This window comes from Kitasatospora sp. NPDC048194, assembly GCF_043202455.1.
Lineage (GTDB): Bacteria > Actinomycetota > Actinomycetes > Streptomycetales > Streptomycetaceae > Kitasatospora.
Map to the genome: position 1 here is coordinate 22676 of NZ_JBIDAK010000054.1, position 9853 is coordinate 32528.

General features: G+C 72.1%; 4 protein-coding genes. 2 read left to right on the top strand and 2 right to left on the bottom strand.

What is annotated here, in order from left to right; genetic code table 11:
* Positions 1-146 precede the first annotated feature (146 nt).
* Both ACGF07_RS34685 and ACGF07_RS34690 read left to right on the top strand, forming a co-directional pair.
* Positions 147-2165 carry a type IV secretory system conjugative DNA transfer family protein gene (locus ACGF07_RS34685; RefSeq protein WP_392905511.1) on the top strand — a complete coding sequence of 673 codons (2019 nt, stop codon included), beginning with the start codon at positions 147-149 and terminating at the stop codon, positions 2163-2165.
* Between the two features lie 46 nt (positions 2166-2211).
* The gene (locus ACGF07_RS34690) at positions 2212-2904 is read left to right on the top strand and encodes a hypothetical protein (protein WP_392905514.1); all 693 of its coding nucleotides are present in this window, start codon (positions 2212-2214) and stop codon (positions 2902-2904) included.
* Between the two features lie 66 nt (positions 2905-2970).
* Here the strand turns inward: ACGF07_RS34690 and ACGF07_RS34695 are convergent, their stop codons facing one another.
* Together ACGF07_RS34695 and mobF are read right to left on the bottom strand one after the other, a co-directional pair.
* Positions 2971-3339 carry a hypothetical protein gene (locus ACGF07_RS34695; protein ID WP_392905516.1) on the bottom strand — a complete coding sequence of 123 codons (369 nt, stop codon included), beginning with the start codon at positions 3337-3339 and terminating at the stop codon, positions 2971-2973.
* 242 nt (positions 3340-3581) lie between these two features.
* Positions 3582-8888 carry a MobF family relaxase gene (gene mobF / locus ACGF07_RS34700; protein ID WP_392905518.1) on the bottom strand — a complete coding sequence of 1769 codons (5307 nt, stop codon included), beginning with the start codon at positions 8886-8888 and terminating at the stop codon, positions 3582-3584.
* Between the last annotated feature and the right edge of the window lie 965 nt (positions 8889-9853).

The following is a 9853-nucleotide window of genomic DNA, read 5'->3' on the forward strand; positions in this document are numbered from 1 at the left end:
TGATGCTTCGCAGTGAAACTCACCTCCCCATGTCACAGGGGAGGCGTACCGTGATCGCTCCGGTCATCGGTACACATGCGAACGCCCCCGGGCAACGCTGACACCGTTGCCGGGGGGCTCCGAGACCGAGGGAGAAACGCGCTCCGATGATGTCCCGTCACGAACACCCTATCGAGCCGACCGACACCGACGCTTCCGCCCCGGAGTACGACGACGGGTGCTGCGACGGCAAGCGCACCGCGCTGGTGGCGCTCTCGACGGCGGGGGCCCTGCCCCTGCTCGTCGGCGCGGCCAGCCCGGCGCCGGCCTCGCCCGGCACGCAGGTCCCCACCCCGAACATGGGCAACGGCGTCGACCTGCTGACCAACATCGTGGCCAACCTGCCCGGCCACTGGTTCACCGTGGCGGGCGTCGCGGTCGCCGGGCTCGGCCTCGGGTACATGCACCTGAAAGAGCAGGTCAGCTCGGGCAAGGCCCGTGCCCTCCCCCTCCCGCGCGGAACCGGCTTCGCCAACAAGGGCGAGATCAACCTGTCGCTGGGCGAGCGGCAGCTGCTGAACCGGGTCGGGGAGCTGCGGCCCTCACTCGCCCGCCGCTCCGCGAACGCGCTGGACCTGGGCGCGCACCTGGGCACGGACATGATCTGGAAGCAGGGCCTGTACATCGCCTGCGAGGACACCGTGCTGATCTTCGCGCCGCCCCGCTCCGGCAAGTCGGCGTGGATGGGCGGGCAGATCATCGATGCGGCCGGCGCCGCCATCGTCACCTCGACCCGCTCCGACCTGTACCGGCTCACCCACCGGTTGCGGGAGCGCGACGGACGCCCCGTGTTCGTCTTCAACACGGACCTGGAGGGCGTGCCCAACACCATCCGCTGGAACCCGGTCCGGGGCTGCCGGAACCCGGAGACGGCCATTGACCGGGCCGGATACATGCTGGCGGGCAGCTCGTCCGGTGAGGCCCTGACCAATGAGACCTTCTGGAACTCGCACTCGTTCAGCGTCCTGCGGGCCCTGATGATGGCGGCCGACTTCATGGGCGGCACGCTGATCGACGTCGCCCGGTGGGTCGCCGACCCGGACAACCAGGAGCCGCTGCGGGTCCTGGAGTCCAACGCGGCGCTGGTGCCCCATGGCTGGCTGGACACCCTCCGCCAGGAGATGAATGCCCCGGACAAGACCGCCGCTGGCGTCTACATGTCGCTGGCCCCCACCCTGCAGTTCCTGTCGGTGCCGAGCATCGCGCAGATCGTCCAGCCCCTGCCCGGGGAACCGGAGTTCACGGCCTACGAGCTGCTGGCCCGCCAGGGCACCCTCTACCTGATGGGCGAGGACCGCGACCGCGGCAGCATCGCCCCGCTGTACGCCTGCCTGGTCGCGGACGTGTACAAGGAGGCCAAGCGCTGGGCGAAGAACGCGGGCGGCCGTATCGACCCGTACGTCCGGTTCGTTCTGGATGAGGCGGCGATCATCTGCCCGCTGCCGCTGAACAAGTGGACCTCTGACGCGGGCGGTTGGAACATTCAGCTGGAGATCAGCGTCCAGTCGTACTCCCAGCTGGAGGAGCGCTGGGGGGTCAACGGCGCGCGGACGATCTACAACAACTGCAACAAGTTCGCCCTAGGCGGCCTGGCCAACCCGGACGACCTGGAGCGGCTGTCCGTGCTGGTCGGCGACGCGGACCAGACCGTGGTGTCCGTCAGCAAGGACAAGGACGGCAAGCCCACGGAGTCGCACAGCCTCCGGCGCATCCGGGTGATGCCGCCGAAGGACGTTCGGGAGATGAAGGTCAGTCAGGGCCTGTACATTCACCGGGCCGTCCCGCCGATCCGGGTCCAGTACGTCCCGACCTGGAAGCGCAAGGACGTGAAGCTGGAGCTCAAGCTGGCCAAGCAGGAGGCCCGGCGGGACAAGCGCGAGCAGAAGCGGCTGGCCAAGCTGCCGGTGCAGCTCGACAAGCACCAGCCCGTCCCGGTGCCCGCCGCCCCCGTCACCGTTCCGACCTGGCAGCAGCCGACCGCCCCGGCGGCCTCGGTCCCGGTCCCGCCGATGCCGAACCTCGCCCCGCCCCGCCCGACCGTCCCGCCCGCTGTCCCGGCCCCGGCGGAAGCGCCGGCCGAGCAGCCCCTGCCGCGGGCCTCGGGCGACGGCGGTCTGCTGTGGTAGTCCCGACCGGTAGAACCCACCTCCGAGCAGCAGAAAGGACGACGCGGTGAGCACGGAAGACCACAAGCTCAAGCCCCCGGCGGGGATCATCACCAACGCGGCCGAGAACCGCCTGAGCACGATGATCAGCCTGGTCAACAAGACCGCCAACGAGGCGGAGTCGCACGCCGAGCGCGTCGACGCCCGGCTGCGGCTCATCGAAGAGATCGACCTGCCGGGCAAGGTCATGGAGATGTCGCGTATCTTGAGCGGCCTCGCCCAGAAGGAGGGTTCGGCGGCCCTCTTGTGGAACTGGCCGGTGATGGACGCCGAGCAGACGTACAACGCGCTGCACCACCTGGTGAACTGGCGCGAGACGATCCTCCGCCGGTTCTTCCCCCGGGACTACTACGCGGTGGCGGAACCCTGCTGGCTCAGCCACCCGGACGTCCTGCACCTGATGGGCGCGCTGTGCGGCATGTGGCACTGGGCGCACACGGAGGCGGACCGGTCGGTGCTGCGACAGTCCGAATGGCTGGTCCGCTGGAAGCCGCTCCTGGTCAAGGACATCGAGCAGGCCCTGGAGCCGTGCCGGGCCGAGCAGCAGCACGTCGCCCGCCGCGACCCGGTGCGGCCGATCGACCTCGACGGCGAGCAGAAGACCATCGCCAACCACGTCCAGGCGATGCAGGCCCGGCAGGACCGGGAGGCTGCCGAGCAGGCGGCCGCGCGGGCGGCCGGGGCGAGCACCGGGGGCTGACACCCGGACACGGAAAGGGGCGCGGGACCACGATGGTCCCGCGCCCCTTCGGCGTTCCTACGGCCCCTACGCTGCGGCGATGGGCCTGTCCCGGGTGGCGATGTGCGACCACTCCAGCGTCCGCAGCACGGCGCCGGCGTACGACTCGGTGCACTCCTCGCGCCACGCTCGGCCGAACACCCTGTCCTCGGCGTGGGTCTGCTCGCGGCCGATCTGCCGGGTCGCCGGCAGCGGGGTCTCCAGCAGCTCGCTGCTGATCGGGGCCAGCTGGCGCTCGCCGAGCAGCCACAGCACCGCGTTCAGCACGCCGCTGACCCCTTCGCCGCGGTGACGGGGGTTCAGCCACATCATCCGGAACGTCTCTTCGGTGGCCCCCAGCTCGTCACGGGCGTCGTCCCTCAGCTGTTCCAGCTCGGCCCGGGAGCGGATCACCACGTCCGGCACCCCGGACGGCGGGGGCGCCGCGGGGGGTGCGGTCGGCCTCGGCGGCACCTGGTGCCCGGCCGGCGGACGGTACGGGGCCACCGGGGGCGGCACGGGGACATGGACACGGGCAGCAGCGTTCCGGCCGGGGACGGGGCCCTGCCCCGCGCTGCCCCCCGGCTGCCAGGCGTAACTCTCCATGACTCGACGGTAGCCCGCGGGTCCTCCGCCCGGACAGTGCACAGGGCGGAAGGTCACCCGCTGATCTGGATCTGCGGGACCTCGATGGCCTGCACCGCCTGCACGGCGGCGGCCGCGACCGGCGCGGCCTCGCGCACCGCCTCGGCGGCCTCGCGGGCGGCGACGACCTCGCTCATCGCGGTACGGGCCTCTGCCATCGCGGCGTCCTGCTGGGCAGCGCGGCCGTCCAGGATGCCCCGGGCCTCGCGGGCGCCCTGCAGGGCGTCGTACAGACCCTCGCCGGACAGCACGGGCTCCGGCTCCGGCGCGGCCATCTCCGGGGCCTTGGAGGGCCGTTCAGGGGCGACGGGGCCCGCACCGAGCACCATCTCCTCGGTGAACCGCTGCATCTCGGCGGACTGCACCATCTTGCCGTCCACGAACATGGCCGGGCCGGACGGCTCGGCGACGTCCTGGTGCTCGGGCTCGAACTCCGGCTCCGGCGGCAGCACGGCCTCGGCCTCAGCGGCGGCCTCGGCGGCGGGGACGTCCTCGGGGGCCTCGTACGCGACCTCGGCGACGTCCTGGTGCTCGGGCTCGAACTCCGGCTCCGGCACCTCCTCCAGCTCCGGCTCCGCCATGTCCCACTCGGCCTCCGCGAACACCTCGCCGGCCTCCGGCTCGGGCAGCTCGACCTCGACGGCGGCGAACTCCTCCATGTCCAGCTCGGGCTCGACGGCCTGGCGGAGGTCGAGCTGGCGGCGGGCCTCCTGGGCGCGCTCGCGGGTCTCCTCCGTGTGCTCGTGCCACGCGCCCCGGACCTGGTGGATCTCCTCCAGCGAGGCGGTGCGCGACCGCAGCTCGGCCAACTCGGCGGCCGCCGCCTCGGTTTCGGCCTGCAGCCGCTCGCGGGCAGCGTCGTCGGGGGCCTCCAGCATGGCGATCTGCCGCTGAGCCTCCTCCCGCTCCAGCTTCTGGATCGCCTCGTACGTCAGCTGCATCTGCGGGGCGACGTAGACCGGGGCCCACGCCTTCTCCCGCTCGTAGTGGTCGACCAGCTCGCGCAGCTGGGCGTCCGTCGCGCCGACCAGCTCGCGCCGCTCCTCCGGCTCCCCGAGCGCGCGGAAGGCCCTGTCCCAGTCCTGCTGGAAGTCCACGGCGCCGCGGGCCGGACGCGGGCCGATCGCGGCCACCTCGTTGTCCCACCCGTGCGCCTCACGGTACGCGGCGACGGTGCCGGCGCGCTCGACCCACTCCGCGCGGCGCTCGGCCTGCTCAGCGGGCGGAACCTCGCCCAGCGAGCGGGCGGCCCACTGCGGCAGCTCCTCGGCGGCGGCCAGCTCCTCGCCCAGCAGCAGGCGGCGGCTGTCCATGAACTCGGCGACGGCCCGCGCGGTGTCGCCCTTCTCGCCCGGGATCTCGGCAACCCGGGTCTGCCACTTCGCCCGCTCCTCGGCCTCGTCCCGGCGCTGGTCGGCCAGCTCGGTACGGCGCTGGACCTCGACCCCGGCGTGCAGGCTCATCACGGACAGGTTCATCTCGGTCAGCTGGTCCAGCCACGCCGACTCCACCGACTCCCACGGGTTCACCTGGTCGCGGACGACCGGGATCTGCACCCACTCGGTGCCGTTGAACATGGTCGGCCGGGTGAAGTCGACGCCGAACGCGGGCAGCTGCTCGGCCTCGCGCAGCCCCTGCGGGGCGGGCGGGGCGATCAGCCAGGCGTCCGGCTCGACCTCGGCGCCGTCCACGACCAGCGGCTGCGACACCCACCGCTCGGCGTCGTGGTCCCACGTCATCACCGGCTGAGGCTCGGCCGGGGCCAGCTCCTCGCCGGTCGCGGGGTCGACCTCGAACACGCGGTGCTGGCCGGTGGCCTCGTCCCATTCGGCGCTGTAGACCGGGGCGGCCGCGGCGGGCTCCTCCTCGCGCGGCACCCACACCCCGGCGGCCTGGTCGTAGACCATGCTCAGCTCGGGGCGCTCGACCACGACCGGTGCCGCCTGGGCGGCCTCGACCACCTCGGGCACGGCCCGCTCCTGGGCGCGAACGGTCGCGCGGACGTCGCGCTGGTCGGCCATCACCCGGGCCCGGTCGGCGGCCTCGATCTGCTGCTCAAGCCGGGAGTGCAGCACCCGGGCGACGTGCCGGGCGTCGCTGAGGTCGCCCTCCAGCGACGCCAGCAGCAGGGCCTCGGGGTTGTGGCCGGCGGCCTCGGCGGCGCGGGTCAGCCGCATCAGCGGGCCGAACGCCTCGTCCTCAGCGACCTTCCGGTACATGTCCGCACCGAGGGTGTCGTGGATCAGGCGGCCGAACCGCTCCTCCGCGTACCCGTTCTGCAGGTCGTCCAGGACGAAGTTCCAGCGCACCAGCGACACCGACTGCTGCAGGTTCTCGCGGATGACGGCGGTGGCGGCCTTCTCGGCGCCGGAGGTCTCCATCGCCTGGGCGAGGACGGACAGCTTGTCCACCTCGACCGGCTCGGCCCCGTCCAGCTCCGACGCCTTCTGCTCGCTGACGACGTACGCCCAGTTGCCGTCCTTGCCGCGGGTCAGCGCGACGTACAGCGACTCGCGGGTGTCCCCGCCCTCGGTGAGCACCCGGCAGCGGTCCACGGTGCGGCCCTGGCTGCTGTGCACGGTGCCCGCGTACGCGAGGTCGACGTGCTCGCGCACGTACGCGGACGGGATCTCCATCAGCTCGCCGTCGTCGTACCGGACGGTGATGTCGCCGGTCTGCAGGTCGCGGCCGACGACCTCCACGACGTCGCGGTTCACCGCGAACCGGTCGCCGCTGTGGCTCTTGATGTCGCGGTTGATCTCGCGCAGCTGCACCTGGTCACCCACGCCGATGGTGATGCCGCGAAGCTCCAGCGTGATGCCGCCGGCCTCGACCTGGCCGAGCCGCACCAGGTCCGCCCGCGCCATCGCGGACAGCTGGTCGGCCTGGTCCTGGGACACCGCGATCAGCAGTGAATTGTGTCCGGCGAGGGTGTCGGCGAGCCAGTCCTGGTAGGCGGCGGTCATCATGTCGTCGCGGGTGCCGCCGTTCAGCCGCCCGTGCTCGTCGTACGCGGTCAGCACCTCGGTGTCGCCCTCGCGCAAGCGCAACGACGCCTCGCGCTCCCACTCCGCGTTGAACCGGCGGACCTCCTCCAGCTCGTAGACCTGCACCCCGGCCTGGGTCGACAGCTCGGCGAGCATGCCGCCGGCGCCGACGGCCGTCAGCTGGGCGTAGTCGCCCGCGTAGATCAGTTTCGCCCCGGCCTCGCGGACCAGGCGGCGCACCTCGTCCATCTCGGCGGTCTCCGACATGCCCGCCTCGTCCAGCATGACCAGCTGGCCGGGCCGCAGACGGTGCTTCTCCAGCTCGGGGGAGGTCTTGCCCTCGGCCAGCGCCTTGTTGCTGTTGAGGAACATCGCCAAGTTCGACACGTGCTCGACGCCTTCGCCGGACAGCACGCGGGCGGCCCGCTCGGAGGTGGTCAGGCCGATGACCTGGCGGCCGGTGTCCCGCCAGGCGTCGTGGATCGTCGCGGCCAGGTAGGACTTGCCGGAACCGGCGGGGCCGATCAGCACGTCCGCCTGGCGGCCGCCGCCGAGAATCCCCCGGAACGCGGCCTCCTGCCCGGCGTTGAGTCCGCGGCCGGCCAGCCCGCGCTCGATCTGCTCGTCCGTCAGCGCGGGGCCGCCGACCTGCTGGGCGTCGACCAGCAGCCGCTCCTCGCGGTCCAAGTGCCCGCGGGTCGCGTACTCGCCGTGGCCCGGGACCTGGTAGATCGGGGTGCCGTCGGCGAGCTGCAGCGAACGCGGCATCGGGATGATCTCGGGCGCGGACAGCGCCACCAGCCCGGCCTCGTCGGGGTTGCTCAGCGCGGTGTCCGTCAGCTCGTTGACCAGGTTCACCACCTGGTCGACGTCCAGCCCGCCCAGGCAGTCCGGGAGCTGGCGGATGATCTCGACCTGCAGGTGCGAGCGGCGCCAGGTGGACCGCTCGGACTGCACGGTCTCCACCGCCCGGCGCACGACGTCGGCCGGGTCGAACGCCTCCGGCATCGTCCCGCGCTCGGCGCTCGCCGTGGCGACGGCCTCCGGCACGTCGGCGAGGGAGGTCCGCAGGTTGTCCTTCGCCGCGGCCTCCCAGCGCTCCAGCAGCACCTCGCGGGGCACCTCGTCGTGCCCCTTCGCCTTGCGCTCCTTGAGCGTGACGAACTGGGCCATCTTCGCCAAGGTGTGGGCCTTCGGGGCGACGCCGTGCTTGGCCTCGTAGGCGTCCGCCAGCTCCTTAACCCCGGCCGTCACCACGCGCCGGCGGGAGCTGAACTGGTCGCGCAGCTGCTGGTCGATTCCGACGATCTCGCGGGCCTTGCCGTCCGGCCTCATCTCGAACCGGACGCCCAGTCGGCGGGTCAGCGACTCCTCGGCGACGCGCTCGAAAAGATGGCCCGCCGCCTTGGCTTCGCGCAAGATCAGCTTGCCGTCCAGGGCGCCCCACTTGACGGTCTCTTCGCCGGTCACCGGGTCCACCGTGCGGTAGGCGACGCGGTTCATGATGGCCGTGTGGATGTGCAGCTGCGGGTCCTCGTCGCGGCTGAGGTGCTGCCTGAACTGGGCGGCCGTGAACTCGTGCGCGTCGACCCGCTTGCCCACGGATTCTTCCTTGCGCTTGCCCGCGAACCGGCCCTCCCGGGAGTACCCGGCCTCGGCCTCCATGTGGGCCAGGCCGGCGGCCGCCCCCTCGCGCAGTGCCTCCCAAACCTGGTCCGCCTGGGCGGCGAAAGCGTCGGCCCGTTCGTCGTCTCCGGCGAGCCGTGCATCGACCGCGGCGACCTGGAGCGAGGCGTGCAGGATGGACCAGCTCTTGGGCGCGCTGAACGTGACGTCCACGTACGTGTTGGACTGGGTGGCGTTGCGCCGGACACCCATCTCGGCGGCCTTCTGCTGCTCGGGCGTCGCACCTGGGCCCAGCTCCTCGATGGCCTCTTCGACCTTACGCTCCGTGCTCTTCGAGTAGTCGCGCAGAGCCGATCCCAGCCGGTACTCGGCCAGCGTCTCCTTGCGGATTCCGGCCTTCGCCGCAGCGTACGCATCGGTTCCGCGCTTGACCTCGGGGTGCTCGGCACGCCAGGCGGCCCACCGCTCGGCGGTCACGTTGTGCAACTCTTCGATCTTCCGGGGGTCGACAAGATGTGTGTACATCTCGCGGAAAACCTCGGGGTCGACCTCACCCGAGAGACCGAACGTCTCGATCCCCTTGCCGACCCAGACCCCCGGCGGCTCGCCGTCCTGGTCAATAGCCTGCAGGTAGTAGTTCTCCCGGTTCGCACCGACGGAGGACAGCAGGTAGTCCGGGCTCGACCCGAAACTCACCGTAGCTGTCACAACGATCACAGTACGGTCCATCGGGTCGTGATGCAAGGGTGTGTTGAGTTTAAGGAGGGGGAGCACAGAACAGCAGACAGCAGCCATCGCAGAGGGGGAGTAAGGGCCGGAAGATCAGCAGGGAGAGGCAGACCAAGATCAGGAGAGGCAGCGCGGCGGACGGGCCGGAGAGGGAAGGGCAGACCACACGTCAACAACCGATCATGTACGCGACAGCAACAGTGCGCCTGCGGCAACCTAGAGTTGACAGCACCCCGCAGAGGGGCGAGCACGCCGCTGGACGGGGGCCGTCCGGCGGCGGCAGACCGGGCCACTGTTACAAGAGGTCACTAGCCACCCTCGGACCCGCCTTGGCGGTTCACACCGTGAGCACGCTGTGAACCGCCCACCTTGACCCACCGCCTTGGCGGCCCGCCGACCCACCTGCAGGACACCCGCCGGAGGCCGCGCCGACCGGCGCCTGCTTCACCCACCGCAACCACCCGGCCCGGGGCGCGGGTGGCCGGCCACCCGCTGCGCCCAGCGTGCGCACGCCATGAACCGCCCACTGACCCGGCCACCCGGCAGGCTCGAAACCCACCGTGCCCACGCTAAGACGCGCCCCGAACGGCACCCCGCCGGCCACCCGCTGCGCCCAGCGTGCGCACGCTGTGAACCGCCCGGCTCGACGGCGGCCCCCCGCCCGCCGACGCGGGCCTGCCCACCCCGACCAGCCCACCGTGCACACGCCATGAACCGCCCACCGACCCGGCCACCCGGCAGGCTCGAAACCCACCGTGCCCACGCTAAGACGCGCCCCGAACGGCACCCCGCCGGCCACCCGCTGCGCCCAGCGTGCGCACGCTGTGAACCGCCCGGCTCGACGGCGGCCCCCCCGCCCGCCGACGCGGGCCTGCCCACCCCGACCAGCCCACCGTGCACACGCTGAAAGCAGAACGCCCCGCCCCGCGCTCGACGCGCGGAAC